This is a genomic window from Lysinibacillus sp. RS10, assembly GCF_041956855.1.
GTDB classification, from domain to species: Bacteria; Bacillota; Bacilli; order Bacillales_A; family Planococcaceae; genus Lysinibacillus; species Lysinibacillus xylanilyticus_A.
The window spans coordinates 5,111,847-5,129,855 of the sequence record NZ_CP167122.1 but is presented as its reverse complement, the minus strand read 5'-3'; the positions used below and the strand labels follow the sequence as shown (position 1 = coordinate 5,129,855).

The window sequence follows — 18,009 nt, the reverse complement described above, 5'->3', positions numbered from 1 at the left end:
AGGATTAAAAATAGAATGATTTATTGAAAGAAAAAGCCGGACAGGGCGTTAAATCCTGCCCGGCTAGTTTGAAAAATAAGTTTGACCTTATTCACAAAGGCTGTGAATTTGGGTTATCCATTATTCAAAAGACTCTACTGGCTCTGCTTCTTTATCTTGCTGTGGTGCAATGTTAAGAGCATCAGCTGGTTGAAGATCATCTTCCTCGTCTAAGTCGCGAAGCTCTACCTCTTCATCATTGATCGTTAACATCTTCACATCCATACCAAGAGATTGAAGTTCTTTAATCAATACTTTGAATGATTCAGGAACGCCTGGCTCTGGTACACTTTCACCTTTAACGATTGCTTCGTATGTTTTCACACGACCAACAACGTCATCAGATTTAACTGTTAAGATTTCTTGAAGTGTGTAAGCAGCACCATATGCTTCAAGTGCCCATACTTCCATCTCACCAAAACGTTGTCCACCGAACTGTGCTTTACCACCAAGTGGCTGTTGAGTAACAAGTGAGTAAGGACCAGTTGAACGTGCGTGAAGTTTATCATCAACCATGTGAGCAAGTTTGATCATGTACATGATCCCTACTGATACGCGGTTATCAAATGGTTCACCTGAACGTCCATCATACAGGGTTGTTTTACCATCACGGTTCATACCTGCTTCTTCCATTGTTTCCCAAACGTCTTCCTCGTTGGCACCATCGAATACTGGAGTTGCCATATGAACGCCTAAGGAACGAGAAGCCATACCTAAGTGTAGCTCTAAAACTTGTCCGATGTTCATACGAGAAGGTACGCCAAGTGGGTTTAACATGATATCGACAGGAGTTCCATCTGGCATAAATGGCATATCCTCTTCCGGTAAGATTCGAGAGATAACCCCTTTGTTACCATGACGTCCGGCCATTTTGTCCCCAACGCGAATTTTACGCTTTTGAACAATGTAAGCACGAACTAATTGGTTAACACCTGGTGGTAATTCATCGCCATCTTCACGGTTAAATACTTTTACGTCAAGAATAATACCACCTGCACCATGTGGTACACGTAATGAAGTATCACGAACTTCACGAGCTTTTTCACCGAAGATAGCATGTAATAGGCGTTCTTCAGCAGTTAATTCTGTAACTCCCTTAGGTGTTACTTTACCTACAAGAATGTCACCGTCACGTACTTCTGCACCGATGCGGATGATACCACGTTCGTCTAAGTTACGAAGTGCATCTTCCCCGACGTTTGGAATATCGCGAGTGATTTCTTCAGGTCCTAATTTTGTATCACGAGACTCTGATTCATATTCTTCAATATGAACAGATGTATAAACATCGTCTTTTACAAGGCGTTCGCTCATGATAACAGCATCCTCATAGTTGAAGCCGTTCCAAGTCATGAACGCAACAAGTACGTTACGACCAAGAGCAAGTTCACCATTTTCCATAGATGGACCATCTGCTAAAATATCACGAGGTTTCACACGTTCGCCAACTTTTACAAGTGGACGTTGGTTGTATGAAGTACCTTGGTTAGAACGAATGAATTTTTGTAATTTATATTTTGTTAAATCGCCTTTAACTTCTTTACCATCAACGACTTCAATTCGGCGAACATGGATAGAGCGAGCTTCTACATGCTCAACAATACCATCATATTTCGCTACTACAGCCGCACCAGAGTCACGCGCATCAACATGTTCCATACCAGTACCAACGAATGGTGCTTCTGGGTTAAGAAGAGGAACTGCTTGACGTTGCATGTTGGCACCCATAAGTGCACGGTTCGAGTCATCGTTTTCTAAGAACGGGATACATGCAGTCGCAGCCGAAACTACTTGTTTAGGTGAAACGTCCATGTAGTCCATTTGTGCTTTATTGAATACTGTATTATCCCCACGGAAACGACCTACTACTTCGTCTTTAGCAAATGAACCATCAGGATTTAATAGTGAGTTCGCTTGTGCTACATAGTAGTTATCTTCTTCGTCAGCTGTTAAATAATCAATTTGCTCCGTTACTCTACCTGTCTCATGGTCAATACGACGATAAGGTGTTTCAATGAATCCAAATTTATTTACTTTGGCAAATGAAGATAATGAGTTGATTAAACCAATGTTTGGACCCTCTGGTGTCTCGATAGGACACATACGACCATAGTGAGAATAGTGAACGTCACGTACTTCAAAACCTGCACGCTCACGTGTTAAACCACCAGGCCCTAATGCAGAAAGACGACGTTTATGTGTTAATTCTGCCAATGGGTTTGTTTGGTCCATGAATTGTGATAACTGAGAGCTACCGAAGAACTCTTTAATTGACGCAATTACTGGACGAATATTAATTAATTGTTGTGGTACGATAGCAGCTGTATCATTAATAGACATACGCTCACGTACTACACGTTCCATACGAGATAAACCGATACGGAATTGGTTTTGTAACAGCTCACCAACAGAGCGTAGACGACGGTTACCTAAGTGATCGATATCATCTGTTGCCCCTACTTGGTAAAGTAAGTTGAAGAAATAACTTACTGAAGATAATACGTCAGCAGGTGTAATATTCTTCACTTCTTCATCGATGTACGCATTACCAATAATATTGATTTCTTTTTGTGCTTCATCTTTTGGTGCATAAATTTTAATAGACTGAATTGTTACGTCATCCTCAAGCACTCCACCTACTTGTGATAAAGTGCGGTAACCGATTCCTTTTGATGAATCTTCTAGATACGGTAAGATTTTATCTAAAGTACGACGGTCAAGAACTGTACCTTTCTCTACTAAAATTTCGCCTGTTTCTGGGTCTACAAGCGTTTCAGCAATCGTTTGGTTAAATAAACGATTTTTGATATGAAGCTTTTTATTCATTTTGTAGCGACCCACATTCGCTAAATCATAGCGTTTTGCATCGAAGAAGCGAGAGTATAATAAGCTCTTCGCACTTTCAACTGTTGGTGGCTCACCTGGACGTAAACGCTCATAGATTTCTAAAAGTGCTTTTTCTGTACTTTCAGAGTTATCCTTTTCTAGCGTGTTACGTAAATACTCGTTGTCACCGATAATATCGATAATTTCTTGGTCTGAACCGAAACCTAATGCACGAAGTAACACTGTTGCTGGTAGCTTACGCGTACGGTCAATACGTACATATACTACGTCTTTCGCATCAGTTTCATATTCTAACCATGCACCGCGGTTCGGAATAACTGTAGCTCCAAAACCTTTTTTACCGTTTTTATCAGTTTTATCATGGAAATACACACTCGGTGAACGAACTAATTGTGAAACGATAACACGTTCAGCACCATTGATAATGAACGTACCTGTCTCTGTCATTAATGGGAAGTCACCCATGAAGACATCCTGTTCTTTCACTTCGTCTGTTTCTTTGTTGTAAAGACGTACTTTCACACGTAATGGAGCTGCGTAAGTAACATCTCGCTCTTTACACTCATCGACATCATACTTAGGATCACCTAATGAATAATCGATAAATTCTAATGAAAGATTGCCTGTAAAGTCCTCGATCGGCGAAATGTCACGGAACATTTCACGTAAACCTTCTTCAAGGAACCACTCGTAAGACGCCGTTTGAATCTCAATCAGATTTGGAAGCTCAAGCACCTCTTTAATACGCGCAAAGCTTCTACGCTGGCGGTGTTGTCCATACTGAACTAGTTGACCTGTCAACTCATTCACCCCTCAATAAAGCGATATTAGGTCTTTGCAAATTCATACAAATAGTGTATGATTTCGAAAGACAAAAAGAAAACGAGTCTTCAAAAAGATCTCATTTTCGGTTAACTAAACTTATCTTGGCAAGTATACCCACATTAAAACAATCATATACAAAAGGGCACACGACCTCAAAATAATATTTTTGCATTGTATCATGTTATCATAGCCGATTTGTCAAGTCAATATTTTATACATATTTCACTTATTTTTTTGCACGTACTATCCAGTACCCTTTTTTCTTCTCCACAACATCGACTTCTGAAAATTTTTCTTCTAAGTAACTTACCGTTGATGATGCACCTTGCTTCTTCTGTATAACTACCCACAGCTCACCAGATGTCGCTAACTTGTCGTAAGCACCATCGTAAAAACGGAAAACTGTTTCCTTTCCTGCACGAATTGGAGGATTAGTTAATATAGCTGCAGCTTTTACATTTTCTTCGACCATCGATAGTCCGTCACTCACAAATATTCGTACATTTTGAACACCGTTTACTTGCGCATTTTTTTGCGAAAGCGAGACTGCACGTTCATTAATATCCATCATAAAAACGGTACGGTCTGGGTTTGTTTTGGCGATCGATAATCCTATCGGTCCGTAGCCACAACCCACATCCAAAATTGCACCATCAATATCAGGCATTTGAAAAGCATCTATCAAAACACGGGATCCAAAATCTACTTCGCTTTTACTAAATACACCTGCATCCGTTTCAAAGGAAAACGTATGACCTAATAATTTGAAGGTCCAATGACGAGGTTTACTCTCAGTTTGAGGCTTACTTGTATAATAATGATCTGACATTTTCACGCCTCCTCAGAATGAAGAAAAAAGCTCGCCGCAATGACGAGCTTTCCTCTTGTTTAAAAGTAATGCGAGATTACTTAACTTCTACAGATGCGCCAACTTCTTCAAGTTTAGCTTTGATTTGTTCAGCTTCATCTTTAGAAACGCCTTCTTTAAGAGCTTTAGGAGCGTTATCTACTACTTCTTTAGCTTCTTTAAGACCTAATCCAGTGATTTCACGAACCACTTTGATTACTTTAATTTTTTCTGCACCAGCAGATGCTAATACTACGTCGAACTCAGTTTTTTCTTCAGCAGCGCCAGCAGCAGCACCTACTACTGCTACAGGAGCAGCAGCTGTTACACCGAATTCTTCTTCGATAGCTTTTACTAAATCGTTTAATTCAAGAACTGTCATAGCTTTGATTGCTTCTAAGATTTGCTCTTTATTCATTATAATTTCCTCCTAATTGGATAATGTTTTATTTTTGCGGGTTAGGCCGCAGAAGTTATAGTGCGTACGAAATTACGCGCCTTGTTCTTCTTTTTGTTCTGCAACAGCTTTTGTTGCAAGTGCGAAGTTGCGCACTGGAGCTTGAAGTACAGATAAAAGCATAGAAAGAAGACCTTCGCGTGATGGAAGTTCTGCAAGTGCTTTAACGTCTTCAACAGAAGAGATTGTACCTTCAATAATACCTACTTTAATTTCTAAAGCTTCATTTTTCTTAGCGAACTCGTTGATGATTTTAGCAGGAGCTACAACATCTTCATTTGAGAACGCAATTGCGTTAGGACCAACTAATACGTCATTGATTCCTTCAAGACCAACAGCTTCAGTAGCACGACGTGTTAAAGTGTTTTTGTAAACTTTGAACTCAACGCCAGCTTCACGAAGTTGTTTACGAAGTTCAGTTACTTGCGCAACGTTAAGACCACGGTAATCCACAACTACTACAGAAGCAGCATTTTGGAATTTCTCAGTAATCTCTTGAACTTGTGCTTGTTTGTTTTCGATAACTTTGCTCATGATGACACCTCCTATTAGAATGGGTCATTTATACCGACAAAAGAAAAGCCTCTGGGTCAAATAGACACAGAGGCTGAAAGTCATCATCTTTAAAATAAGAATCCGAATTCCGCTGTCCTCGGTAGGATCATTAAGTGACAAGTCACTCCTACTGTCTACGGTACAAATGGATGATTCACAACAGCAACCATCTTATCATAGATAGACAGCGCCGTCAATAGATTTACATAAAAACTTTAATTATTTTACTACTACGCTTGAAGCATCAACTTTAATAGCTGGACCCATTGTAGTTGTAACATTTACAGATTTCATGTAAGTACCTTTAGCTGCAGCAGGTTTTGCTTTTTGCACTACATCGAATACAGTTAAGAAGTTTTCTACTAATTTTTCTGCAGAGAAAGAAGCTTTACCGATAGGAGCGTGGATGATACCAGCTTTATCAGCACGGTATTCTACTTTACCAGCTTTAATTTCGTTGATAGCTTTTGTTACATCGAAAGTAACTGTACCAGTTTTAGGGTTTGGCATTAAACCTTTAGGTCCTAATACACGACCAAGTTTACCAACTTCACCCATCATGTCAGGAGTTGCAACGATTACATCGAAATCAAACCAACCTTGTTGGATTTTTTGGATGTATTCTGCATCGCCTACATAATCAGCACCAGCAGCTTCAGCTTCTTTAAGTTTTTCACCTTTAGCGAATACTAATACGCGTTGAGTTTTACCAGTACCGTTTGGTAACACTACTGCACCACGGATTTGTTGGTCGTTTTTACGAGTATCGATTCCTAAACGGAAAGCAACTTCTACAGTAGCGTCGAAGTTCACTGTGCTAGTTTTTTGAGCAAGTTCAATTGCTTCTTGAGCGCCGTATAATGCGTTACGGTCGATTAATTTTGCTGCATCTTGCAGTTTTTTACCTTTTTTAGCCATTATATAATTCCTCCTTGATTGTGGTTATAGCGGATTTTACCTCCCACGAATAAAGGTTGCGCGTTCACAAAGAAACTCCGCAACCTTCCAAAAAACAAATACATCATCAAGTAATGGGATTAGTCTTCGATAACAATACCCATGCTTCGTGCAGTACCTTCAACCATTAACATTGCAGCTTCTACTGAAGCAGCGTTAAGGTCTGGCATTTTAGTTTCAGCGATTTCGCGAACTTTATCACGTTTAACCGTTGCCACTTTTTTACGGTTTGGTTCACCTGATCCAGATTGGATACCAGCTGCTACTTTAAGTAGTACTGCTGCAGGTGGAGTTTTTGTAATGAAAGTGAATGAACGATCCTCGAATACTGAAATTTCAACTGGAATGATAAGACCAGCTTGATCTGCAGTACGCGCGTTGAATTCTTTACAGAATCCCATGATGTTCACACCTGCTTGACCTAATGCAGGACCAACCGGTGGAGCTGGGTTTGCTTTACCAGCAGGGATTTGAAGTTTAACAACTTTAATAACTTTTTTAGCCACGAGACACACCTCCTTAAGTCCGTGATGTGGTAATAGGGTTACCCCTCCCACTCAATATCTGTCTGTCAGCTAATTGCCGATAACATTAAAATTATCATTGCAGACGTCAAACCAAAGTATGACAATCTGACCTAGAAATAATACCACTTTTAAATTTTTTAAGCAAGTAGTAATTAACAAAATCTGCGACATACGTCTTGGACATACGTCACTTTAGTTACTAGAACTACATTTTTTGTATTTGCTCAAAATCTAGTTCCATAATTGTTTCGCGACCAAACATATCGACAGAAACTTTCACTTTTCCTTTTTCAGTGTCAATTTCTTCAACACGTCCATGGAAGTGAGCAAAAGGTCCTTCTAATACTTCTACTGCTTCCCCAACAGAAATATCAACTTCGACAATTTTGTCAGTCATTCCCATTTGTTGTAGTAAGCGATCCGCTTCTTCAGGTAACAAAGGTGTAGGCTTTGCACCACCACCAGATGAACCGATAAAACCAGTTACACCTGGCGTATTACGTACAACGTACCACGAATCATCTGTCATAATTAACTCTACTAAAACATAACCAGGGAAAACTTTGCGCATCATTGTACGCTTTTTCCCATCCTTCATTTCTGTTTCTTCGTGTTCAGGCACAATAACACGGAAAATCTTATCCTGCATACCCATTGTTTCTACACGTTTCTCTAGGTTTGCTTTTACTCGGTTTTCATACCCTGAATACGTATGAACAACATACCAATTTTTCTCCATAACTACTAGGACTCCTCGTCCGTCCCTCCCTTACCAAATCAATTACGCCTTGGCGTAATTGTGTCTGGATTTTGTATTGTGCTTGCACAATTGGTTCCTTTCAAAATCCGTGACATCTGCCAGCGGCTTTATCTTCATTCAATCGGTGTTTTAACACTTACTAAAAAGGAACTACATTTGCATTCATCCTACCACTTTTAGAAGCAGGAATCTTCTACTGAATGAAGATAAAAGTGAAAAAATGAATCGCGATATATACTAAGCGTATCCTTTACTCTTTTCACAAACTACCCATTAGAAAAACTTCGCTTCCGCTAATAGTCTAGTGAAAGCCCGATGATCTATACCAAAACTAGCATAGTCATCTATTGCTACCCTCATACTATCCCTAGTAGCATACTTATCATATTGAGAATATTTTACTGCTGTTCACTTCTTCAATTTCGCCTTGGCGTAATTCTTTCGCACAGAAAAGATCTGCTGAATGAAGATAAAACAAACGAAAAAACCCGTTTATTGTAATGACGGGCTATTTCAGAAGTATTAACATGCTATTCACTAAATTATAACTCTAAGTACCAGCGGAGTAATGATGAAACACCCAAATCAACTAACACAAAAAATAAAGCCATAATTACAACAGTTGAAATTACAACGACTGTATATTTCGTCAGTTCTTTACTTTTTGGCCAGCTTGTTTTGCGCATTTCAGACATTACATTGCTGAAAAAGCCTTTAATCTTGCCCATTCTAGCCTGACCTCCGAATCAATCATATCTGTCTATTTACAAATTGTTTTATAGCGTTTGTTTATGCACCGTATGGTCATTGCAATGCGAGCAAAATTTCTTTAATTCGAGGCGTACAGTTGACCCTTCCTTAGCAGGAAACGTGTAATTTCTCGATCCACATTTTTCGCAATTTAAAACGACTTTTTTTGCCATATAATCACCTTTTCGGCACTTTGTCTTTTCAAGACTAACACCTATATTTGTCAATGTCAACAAGGGTATGCAACCGCTAGGACATTTCTTCAAGCACTAAATGTCGCTCTAATTTACGCTTTACTCGTTGTAAAGCATTGTCAATGGATTTCACATGACGATTTAATTTCTCGGAAATTTCATGATAAGACTGGCCATCTAAGTAAAGAGCTAATACTTGTAGCTCTAATTCACTTAAAATCTCACTCATCTTTTCTTCTAAGTAACCAAACTCTTCTCTATGAATCATTAATTCTTCTGGATCATCCATAATAGCACCTGTTAACACGTCCATTAATGTACGATCTGATTCTTCATCAAAAATAGGCTTGTCCAAAGAAACGTAAGAATTTAATGGTATATGCTTTTGCCTTGTAGCTGTTTTAATAGCCGTGATAATCTGTCTTGTAATACATAGCTCAGCAAAAGCTCTAAAAGAAGCCAGCTTATCTCCCTTAAAATCACGAATGGCTTTATATAACCCAATCATGCCCTCTTGCACAATGTCTTCCTTATCCGCACCAATTAAAAAATAAGATCTAGCCTTTGCTCTTACTAACAAACGGTATTTCGTAATTAAATAATCCAACGCATCTGTATTACCTTGATGCACCATTTCAATAAGTTCTTCATCATTGAATCGTTCAAAATCTTGTGTCACTTGTACAATACTATTTTTAAACATGGTATCACCTCAGCCACAACAGATAATTAGGAACAGTATAACGGAATTGGAAAATATGCGTCAATCAATCATTTCAAACCACGCCGCCATTTTTCAAAGGCCAAAGCAACATCAGGCTTTAGCTCTATCCGAGATGGCGGTTTGCTATCCTGTTTTTGTTTCACATCATGAGAAATTTTATGCTGAATAATGCCCATATCAATTTCTAGCTCTCGGGCCGATTTCCGCAAAGCACCATTACCAAAAATCACACTTTGCTCTGCCATATCCGAGGTTGCTACATGAATCTGAACATTTCTAGCTTTTAGTTCTCGTGTCATCTTTTCAATACGTTCATCTGCTGTTTCGTTTTTTCTTGTATAAATGACTTCGATATCATTTTCTATATAAGATTGCTCCACACCTGGTACAAGATGAGCGTCAAAAACGATAACGACGCGCCATCCCATAGCAGCCTTATACTCAGCCATAAGCTCAATTAATCTCTTACGAGCATCTTCAAAATTCGTATCTCGTAATGGCCGTAGCTCTTTCCAAGCTCCAATCATATTATAGCCGTCAACAAGCAAAATGTTGTTCATTGTCAATCATTCGCTTCTTGACGTTTACGATACACTTCATACATTAAGAGTGCAGCAGCTACCGATGCATTTAGTGATGTGACATGCCCGATCATTGGTAAATGATATAAAAAGTCACATTTCTCTTTTAATAAGCGACCCATTCCTTTGCCTTCACTACCAATAATAATCGCAAGTGGCAACGTTGCATCCATTTTACGATAGTCTGCAGAACCTTTTGCATCTGTACCTGCAATCCATACTCCTCGTTCTTTTAGCTCGTCTACTGTCTGCGCTAGATTATTAACACGAACAACAGGTACGTGCTCTATTGCTCCAGTTGAAGCCTTTGCCACTACAGCTGTTAAACTCACAGAACGGCGCTTCGGAATAATTATGCCATGCGCACCTATCGCATCAGCAGTTCGCATTATAGAGCCCAGATTATGCGGGTCCTCTAGCTCATCTAAAATTAAGAAGAATGGATCTTCTTGTTTTTTTGCCGCTGCAGCGAATAAATCCTCTAGCTCTGCATATCTATATGCTGCAACAGAGGCAACTATTCCTTGGTGATTGGTATCTGATAATTGATCCACCTTTTTTTTCGGGACAAATTGAACGATAACTCCACGTTCTCGTGCTAAATCTAGAAGTTCATTAACCCCTGATTTTTTCACACCTTCTGCAATCCATACTTTATTCATATCGCGGCCTGAACGAAGTGCTTCTAACACTGGGTTTTTACCGGCAATAATTTCACCATTTTGCTCTGCCATTATTTCGACACTCCTTTTGATTCCTCGATTATTTGAATAGCGTATGCAATGATTGCATACACGCGTTCTAATTCATTTAATAAATACAAACTACCAAGCACCGCCTCAAAGCCTGAGCTATTACGGTATGTTTGAACATCTGTATTTTTTGGCACAGAGCCGGATTTGGCATTGCGTCCACGACGGAACACAGCCAATTCCTCCTCTGTTAAAAAGCTTTCATCCATCATTTGATGTACAATCATAGATTGCGCTTTCGCTGATACATAACGTGTCGCTTCTCTATGAAGTGTATTAGGTTTAACACGGCCGGCACGTAGCAAATGCTCTCGTACCTTTTGCTCTAAAACTGCGTCTCCCATATAGGCTAACGCTAATGCATTCAATTGCTTAACATCTTCGTTGCGGAGTTTATCCAAGTTACTTACCCTCGTTTCCATCTAGTTCCTTGTCGCGTATCTTCTAACATGATACCTTGCGCTTGCAAATGGTCACGAATTTCATCCGAACGAGCAAAATCACGATTTTTACGTGCATCTACACGTTCCTGTAACAGTGCTTCAATTTCTTCGTCTAATAGCTCTTCTTCTTTTACAAATTCAATACCTAAGACGTCACCTAACACCTCAAAAGTTTCAGTAAAACTTACTAATACTTTTTCATCAGTATTCGTTTCATTTAGATAAATATTTGCGATACGTGCTAATTCAAATAATACAGAAATGGCATTGGCTGTATTAAAGTCATCATTCATCGCTTCTTCAAAATGAGCTTTTTGTTCAGCAATTTTTCCAAGCCATTCTTCTGAGTGATCACCTAAACTCGCAGTTGCTGTTAAACGGTGTTTCACATTGTTGTAGGCAGTACGAATTCGTTCTAACCCATTTGCGGCTGCGTCCACTAAATCCTTCGCAAAGTTAATCGGATGACGATAATGCACAGAAAGCATAAAGAAGCGTAAAACTTGTGGGTCAATTTGTTTACGAATATCATTAACGAGTATAAAATTACCAAGGGATTTGGACATTTTTTCATTATCAATATTAATATACCCGTTGTGCATCCAATAACGTGCAAATGTTTTATCATTATGAGCTTCGGATTGTGCAATTTCATTTTCATGATGCGGGAATGTTAAATCTTGCCCACCTGCATGAATATCAATAGTATCTCCTAAATGCTCACGTGCCATTACAGAGCATTCAATATGCCAACCTGGACGTCCTTTGCCCCAAGGACTTTCCCAGTAAATTTCACCTGGCTTCACAGCTTTCCATAGAGCGAAATCTAACGCATCATCTTTTTTCTCACCTGCTTCTATACGAGCACCAATTTTTAAATCATCCACCGATTGATGAGATAATTTACCGTAGCCATTAAATTTACGAGTTCGGTAATAGACATCACCAGCTGACTCATAAGCATAGCCTTTATCGACTAAAACTTGAATGAATTGAATGATATCGTCCATATGCTCTGTTACACGTGGATGTACATCTGCTTTCTTGCAACCTAGCGCTGTAACATCTTCAAAGTATGCGGCAATAAAGCGCTCCGTTAATTCATGAACTTCTTCTCCAAGTTCATTTGCAGCCTTAATAATTTTGTCGTCCACATCCGTGAAATTTGAAACAAATTTTACATCATATCCCTTGTGTTGGAAATAACGACGCACTGTGTCGTAGACAATTACAGGACGTGAATTCCCAATATGAATGTAGTTATAAACTGTTGGACCGCAAACGTACATTTTTACTTTGCCTTCTTCCAACGGTATGAAAGTTTCCTTTTGTCGTGTTAATGAGTTATAAATTTGAATACTCATTGTGTTTCTCTCTCCTTTTGTAAGCTTTCGATTTCCTGCTGCAATGTTGCAATCTGTTTCTCAAAAGCTTGACAACGTTCTTCTACAGGGTCAGGTATATTTTGGTGGTCTAGTTTTTTCTCTAGACGAACTCCATCCTTAATCACTATTTTACCAGGAATACCGACAACTGTAGCATTTGGTGGCACTTCTTTTAAGACAACTGAACCTGCACCAATTTTACTATTCTCACCAATTGTAATAGAACCTAAAACTTTTGCTCCTGTTGCAACTAGTACATTGTCCTTTAATGTCGGATGGCGTTTCCCCTTTTCTTTTCCTGTACCACCTAAAGTTACCCCTTGATATAAGGTTACATTATCACCAATCTCACATGTTTCGCCAATAACAACACCCATCCCATGGTCAATAAAGAAACGTCGACCAATCTTTGCTCCAGGATGGATTTCAATTCCGGTAAAGAAGCGACTAATTTGTGAAATGGTACGGGCTAAAAAATAAAAGCGCCTTTTAAAGAACCAATGGGCAACTCGATGCGCCCATGTAGCATGTAAACCTGAGTATGTTAGCACAACTTCAAGTACACTACGAGCTGCTGGATCATTCTCAAAAATTGTTTCTACATCTTCCTTCATTCTTTTAAACACAAAAACTCCCCCTTTTCATCCTGATTGGCCTTGACCCTTTGAAATACTGTAGCAGACGTTGATTTCACCATAGAGTTAGCTGAGTTGTGTTCGCGCCCCCCACCATATCAACATGTGGATAAAAAATAAAAAGCGCCCCTATCATCCCTAAAAGGAATGACAGAGACGCTAAATTTGCGCGGTTCCACTCTGATTGAAGGCAAAAGCCCTCCACTCTGGACGTTCTGTAACGGGAACGAATCGATAAAGCCTACTATTGTTCAGCTTTATGCTCAAAGGTGCATTTCAGTTTTGCCTAGGCTCAGACCACTTTCAGCCGGTGATGGTCCTCTCTTTAGAGCATGCGCCACTTACTTCTCCTTATCAACGCTTTTTCAATGTAAGTACATTTTACAACGAACTGACAAATTGTCAAACAATTTCACCTTGGCGTAATTGCGTCTGGAGGCTTTATCTTCATTTAGTAGGCGGTTGGACACCCACTGAAAAAGAACTACATCCTCATTCATCTCACCACCTTCAGAGGTGGGAGTCTTCTGAGCTAGAGCTTTGCTTTTGCTTAAAAAACATTTGCTGAATGAAGATAAAATTCTATTTATTGTGCAAATTTTTCTACACGGTCAATTGATTTCTCTTTACCGATTAAGCAAATTGCGTTAGGAAGCTCCGGACCATGCGTTTCACCCGTTGTTACAACGCGGATTGGCATAAATAGATTTTTACCTTTGTGACCTGTTTCTTTTTGCACAGCTTTAATAGCGGCTTTGACAGCATCAGGTGTAAATTCCGCTAAACCTTCTAGCTGAGCTTTAAATGCAGCCATTACCTCAGGAACTTGCTCTCCCGCTAAAACTGCCTTTGCTTCTTCATCATATTCAATGTGATCGTTAAAGAATAGGCGAGATAGTTCTACAATTTCAGATCCAAAGCTCATTTGCTCATGATAAAGTGCGATTAAATCTGTTGCCCATGCGCGTTCTTCCGCTGTTAGCTCTTCTGGTAATAAACCTGCTTTTTGTAAATGTGGTAAAGATAATGTCACCACTTCTTCTAATGATAGCTTTTTAATGTATTGATTATTCATCCACGTAAGCTTTTGTTTATCGAACATAGATGGTGATTTTGAAAGACGTTTTTCATCAAACATTTTAATAAATTCTTCTTTTGAGAAAATCTCTTCTTCCCCTTCAGGAGACCAGCCAAGTAATGCGAAGAAGTTGAACATCGCTTCAGGTAGGTATCCTAAATCTTTATATTGTGTTACGAATTGAATAATTGATTCATCACGTTTTGATAATTTCTTACGGTTTTCATTAATGATTAATGTCATGTGACCAAAGCATGGATATTCCCAGCCAAATGCGTCAAAAATCATCATTTGTTTTGGTGTATTCGATAAATGCTCTTCACCGCGGAATACATGGGAAATTTCCATAAAGTGATCATCTAACACTACCGCATAGTTATACGTTGGAATACCATTTGCTTTAACAAGTACCCAGTCACCAATATCTTTTGACTCAAATGTTACTTGTCCACGTACTAAATCCTCAAATTCATATGTTACATTTTCAGGTACACGCATACGAATTGTGTATTGTTCACCAGCAGCTTCTTTAGCCGCAACTTCCTCCGCTGATAAATGACGACAAGTACCATCATAAGTTGGAGCTGCAACACCTCGTGCTTTTTGCTCTTCACGAGACGCTTCTAATTTCTCAGAAGAACAGAAGCATTTATAAGCTAAACCTTGCTCTAATAGCTTTTCAGCGTGCTCTTTATAAATATCAAGACGCTCCATTTGACGATAAGGTGCATATGGTCCACCAATATCGATTGACTCATCATATTCGATACCTAACCATTTTAAGTTATCCAGCTGAGATGCTTCCCCGCCCTCTACATTACGTTCAATATCCGTATCTTCAATACGTACGATGAATTTACCGTTATGATGTTTTGCATATAAATAATTGAATAACGCTGTACGCGCTCCACCGATATGTAAGAAACCAGTAGGGGATGGCGCGTAACGAACACGAACTTCTTTCGCCATTATTAAAAGCCTCCTAAATTTTCGTTCAAAAAATTGACTTTGTTCATTTTACCACTCTGTTACAGGAAATAAAAGCGTGGAGAGCCTGCTTTTACTTCTTCATCAATAGGATTGTCGCCATAGATGCAATCCCTTCCTCGCGACCTGTAAAACCTAAACGTTCAGTTGTTGTTGCCTTGACATTCACTTGAGAAGGCTCTGCATGAAGTAACTCAGCAATACGATTTTGCATTTGTTCAATATACGGTGCCATTTTCGGACGTTGTGCCATAATTGTACAATCCACATTGCCTAGAACATAACCCTTGTCCTCAACAATCTTCCAAATATGCTCTAATAATTTCGCTGAATCTGCATCCTTAAACGCAGGATCTGTGTCTGGGAAATGACGACCGATATCTCCTTCGCCAATAGCCCCTAATGCTGCATCTGTGACAGTATGTAATAAAACATCTGCATCAGAATGCCCTACTAGCCCTTTTTCATGAGGAATTGTTATACCCCCAATAATTAATGGGCGTCCTTCTTCAAATGCATGTACGTCAAATCCTTGTCCTACTCGAAACATATGATATTGAGACTGTCTAATAAGTTAAATAAAATAGACCCATTCAGCTTATAAGGTAGCCTCATTCACCTTCCTTTACTTTAATATTTACTCTATATTATACCCTCACATTATACATATTTCCTAGGAAATTGAGTTAGTAGTGAACCGTTCGCTCAATGAATATTCAATTATGGTTACAAATCTAAAAATGTAAAATCTCATCAGCTATTTATCAGGCTGATGAGATTTTTAGTTGGCTATTATAACGTTTCCAAAGCGCGTTTACGCAATATCGCCTCTCCGAAAACTAAATCTTCTTGCGTCGTCATCTTTACATTTTCGTAGCTACTTTCGACAATATGCACCTTATGGCCAAGACGTTCAACTAGCATCGCCTCATCGGTACCCAGAAAGCCCACTTTCTCAGCGACATCCTCCGCCTCCACAATCAAATCAAATTGAAATGCCTGCGGGGTTTGAATCATCCATAAGCTTTCACGATCAATTGTCTCTTCAATCACACCATTACGTACTTTTTTCATCGTATCCTTCGCACGAACACCTGCAATCGCAGCGCCAAAGTTATACGCACTTTGCACAAGATCCGCAATAATGTCATGCGTAATAAATGGACGTGCCGCATCGTGCACAAGTACAATATCGACCTGCTTCATTTCTTTCATACACGAATGAACGGAATGCTGTCGCTCAGCACCACCATCAGGCAAGCCTTTAACTTTAGAAATTCCATACCTCTCGAGCATTTCTCGGATAAATGCACGTTCTTCTGGCTTCACCGCTAGCCAAATGCCTGTACACTGGCTGTCCTGTTCAAATACTTCCAACGTGTGTATGAGAATCGGTTTCTCTAAAAGCTTTAAAAATAACTTATTGTGTCCCGCTCCCATTCGCTTTCCGCTTCCTGCTGCAGGCAACACTACTTCATATTGCACATTTCCCACTTCCTAGTCATCCTTTGGTTTAGCAAAAATCATACGACCTGCCGATGTTTGTAGAACACTTGTTACAGTTACCGTAATCGCCTGTCCTATATAGCTACGTCCACCTTCAACAACGATCATTGTGCCATCATCTAAATAAGCAACCCCTTGATTATGCTCTTTCCCATCTTTAATGACCATCACTTGCATATTCTCACCTGGAATAACAACAGGCTTCACTGCATTTGCTAAATCATTGATGTTTAGCACCTTCACGTGATGTAGCTCACAAACTTTGTTCAGGTTAAAGTCGTTCGTTACAATCTGTGTATCGTTGCCCATTTTCTTAGCAAGACGTACTAACTTTAAGTCTACTTCTTGTACATCCTCAAAATCCTCTTCAGTAATCTCAACCTTCGTCATACGCTCATCCTGTAATTTCTTTAAAATATCTAAACCACGACGACCTCTTGTACGCTTTAACGTATCCGAAGAATCCGCAATATGCTGAAGCTCAGTAAGGACAAATTGAGGTACAACTAGGATACCTTCTATAAAGCCTGTTTCAGAAATATCTGCAATACGACCATCGATAATAACACTTGTATCTAACAGTTTATAGCTTCCTCGTACTTCTTGAGGTTCTACACCTTCAGGTGATTTTTTCTTCGCATTGTTACCGCGTAATGTAAATAGCTGGATTAATTCATCTCGCTTTTTAAAGCCTACACGGAACCCTAAATATCCAAGTACAAATGACAGTATTATTGGTAAAACCTTCGTAAAATTAGGTAAATCAATACTATCAATTGCAAAGCCTAAGAAATACGCAACGATTAGCCCGATAATAAGTCCAAGCGTACCAAATAATAAATCCCCAACAGGTACTTTAAATAGCACCTCTTCCATCCAGCTAATGAGCCTTACAAAATAATCGGAAAAGGCAAACGATAATGTAAACAGTAAAAGTGCTCCTAAAGCTACTGATACATAGGGATTATCTAGCCAAGGATTAGATGATAAATGAAGCAATTCGTATAATGGCGGTAAGAAAACAAGGCCTAATGCTCCTCCAATCAGTAAAAAAGCAATTTGAACAAATTTTTTCATAACCTGTCACCTCCAATTCTTAATATATAATTATACATAGTTTACTGTAGAAAATCCTTTATGAACCCATCAAATTATCATTA

Annotated in this window: 19 protein-coding genes and 2 other annotated features; all 19 genes read right to left on the bottom strand. The window is 39.2% G+C overall.

Annotation, left to right across the window (positions count from 1 at the left end; genetic code table 11):
* Positions 1 to 120: 120 nt before the first annotated feature.
* A complete protein-coding gene (gene rpoB, locus ACB089_RS25540) occupies positions 121 to 3,696 on the bottom strand; it encodes a DNA-directed RNA polymerase subunit beta (protein WP_374964533.1) in 3,576 nt (1,191 codons plus the stop codon).
* A gap of 241 nt (positions 3,697 to 3,937) precedes the next feature.
* Positions 3,938 to 4,540, bottom strand: coding sequence for a class I SAM-dependent methyltransferase (locus tag ACB089_RS25535; protein ID WP_374964532.1), 603 nt, complete (start codon positions 4,538 to 4,540; stop codon positions 3,938 to 3,940).
* Positions 4,541 to 4,616: 76 nt separating this feature from the next.
* Complete coding sequence (rplL, locus tag ACB089_RS25530; RefSeq protein WP_132362671.1) at positions 4,617 to 4,976, bottom strand: 50S ribosomal protein L7/L12; 360 nt, start codon at positions 4,974 to 4,976, stop codon at positions 4,617 to 4,619.
* A gap of 72 nt (positions 4,977 to 5,048) precedes the next feature.
* Positions 5,049 to 5,549, bottom strand: coding sequence for a 50S ribosomal protein L10 (gene rplJ, locus ACB089_RS25525; RefSeq protein WP_368637304.1), 501 nt, complete (start codon positions 5,547 to 5,549; stop codon positions 5,049 to 5,051).
* Between the two features lie 32 nt (positions 5,550 to 5,581).
* Positions 5,582 to 5,728, bottom strand: a sequence feature (ribosomal protein L10 leader region).
* A gap of 61 nt (positions 5,729 to 5,789) precedes the next feature.
* Entirely contained in the window at positions 5,790 to 6,488 is a 699-nt protein-coding gene (gene rplA, locus ACB089_RS25520; RefSeq protein WP_368637303.1) for a 50S ribosomal protein L1, read from the bottom strand.
* 119 nt (positions 6,489 to 6,607) lie between these two features.
* Positions 6,608 to 7,033, bottom strand: a complete 426-nt coding sequence (gene rplK, locus ACB089_RS25515) for a 50S ribosomal protein L11 (protein ID WP_004233593.1) — start codon at positions 7,031 to 7,033, stop codon at positions 6,608 to 6,610.
* 226 nt (positions 7,034 to 7,259) lie between these two features.
* Positions 7,260 to 7,793: a transcription termination/antitermination protein NusG gene (gene nusG / locus ACB089_RS25510; RefSeq protein ID WP_368637302.1), complete on the bottom strand. Its 534-nt coding sequence runs from the start codon at positions 7,791 to 7,793 to the stop codon at positions 7,260 to 7,262.
* A gap of 563 nt (positions 7,794 to 8,356) precedes the next feature.
* The gene (gene secE, locus ACB089_RS25505) at positions 8,357 to 8,542 is read right to left on the bottom strand and encodes a preprotein translocase subunit SecE (protein WP_368637301.1); all 186 of its coding nucleotides are present in this window, start codon (positions 8,540 to 8,542) and stop codon (positions 8,357 to 8,359) included.
* A gap of 48 nt (positions 8,543 to 8,590) precedes the next feature.
* Complete coding sequence (gene rpmG, locus ACB089_RS25500; protein ID WP_374964528.1) at positions 8,591 to 8,737, bottom strand: 50S ribosomal protein L33; 147 nt, start codon at positions 8,735 to 8,737, stop codon at positions 8,591 to 8,593.
* A gap of 76 nt (positions 8,738 to 8,813) precedes the next feature.
* Entirely contained in the window at positions 8,814 to 9,461 is a 648-nt protein-coding gene (gene sigH / locus ACB089_RS25495) for an RNA polymerase sporulation sigma factor SigH (protein ID WP_068986558.1), read from the bottom strand.
* A gap of 68 nt (positions 9,462 to 9,529) precedes the next feature.
* Positions 9,530 to 10,042: an NYN domain-containing protein gene (locus ACB089_RS25490; RefSeq protein ID WP_223553756.1), complete on the bottom strand. Its 513-nt coding sequence runs from the start codon at positions 10,040 to 10,042 to the stop codon at positions 9,530 to 9,532.
* Positions 10,043 to 10,044: 2 nt separating this feature from the next.
* Positions 10,045 to 10,797 carry a 23S rRNA (guanosine(2251)-2'-O)-methyltransferase RlmB gene (gene rlmB, locus ACB089_RS25485; RefSeq protein WP_068986559.1) on the bottom strand — a complete coding sequence of 251 codons (753 nt, stop codon included), beginning with the start codon at positions 10,795 to 10,797 and terminating at the stop codon, positions 10,045 to 10,047.
* Positions 10,797 to 11,237, bottom strand: coding sequence for a Mini-ribonuclease 3 (locus ACB089_RS25480; RefSeq protein ID WP_374964526.1), 441 nt, complete (start codon positions 11,235 to 11,237; stop codon positions 10,797 to 10,799). Before ACB089_RS25480 ends, rlmB begins: the two co-directional genes overlap by 1 nt.
* Entirely contained in the window at positions 11,222 to 12,622 is a 1,401-nt protein-coding gene (gene cysS / locus ACB089_RS25475) for a cysteine--tRNA ligase (protein ID WP_374964524.1), read from the bottom strand. Before cysS ends, ACB089_RS25480 begins: the two co-directional genes overlap by 16 nt.
* Positions 12,619 to 13,269 (bottom strand): serine O-acetyltransferase, encoded by a 651-nt coding sequence (gene cysE / locus ACB089_RS25470; protein WP_374964522.1) that lies wholly within the window; start codon positions 13,267 to 13,269, stop codon positions 12,619 to 12,621. The genes cysS and cysE overlap by 4 nt, the downstream gene beginning before the upstream one ends.
* 158 nt (positions 13,270 to 13,427) lie before the next feature.
* Positions 13,428 to 13,645: a binding site (T-box leader), on the bottom strand.
* A gap of 219 nt (positions 13,646 to 13,864) precedes the next feature.
* Positions 13,865 to 15,325, bottom strand: coding sequence for a glutamate--tRNA ligase (gene gltX, locus ACB089_RS25465; protein WP_374964520.1), 1,461 nt, complete (start codon positions 15,323 to 15,325; stop codon positions 13,865 to 13,867).
* 91 nt (positions 15,326 to 15,416) lie between these two features.
* A complete protein-coding gene (gene ispF / locus ACB089_RS25460; RefSeq protein WP_368637296.1) occupies positions 15,417 to 15,893 on the bottom strand; it encodes a 2-C-methyl-D-erythritol 2,4-cyclodiphosphate synthase in 477 nt (158 codons plus the stop codon).
* Between the two features lie 242 nt (positions 15,894 to 16,135).
* Positions 16,136 to 16,828: a 2-C-methyl-D-erythritol 4-phosphate cytidylyltransferase gene (gene ispD / locus ACB089_RS25455; RefSeq protein ID WP_374967627.1), complete on the bottom strand. Its 693-nt coding sequence runs from the start codon at positions 16,826 to 16,828 to the stop codon at positions 16,136 to 16,138.
* A 12-nt stretch (positions 16,829 to 16,840) separates the two neighbouring features.
* Entirely contained in the window at positions 16,841 to 17,926 is a 1,086-nt protein-coding gene (locus ACB089_RS25450; protein ID WP_068985710.1) for a PIN/TRAM domain-containing protein, read from the bottom strand.
* Positions 17,927 to 18,009 lie beyond the last annotated feature (83 nt).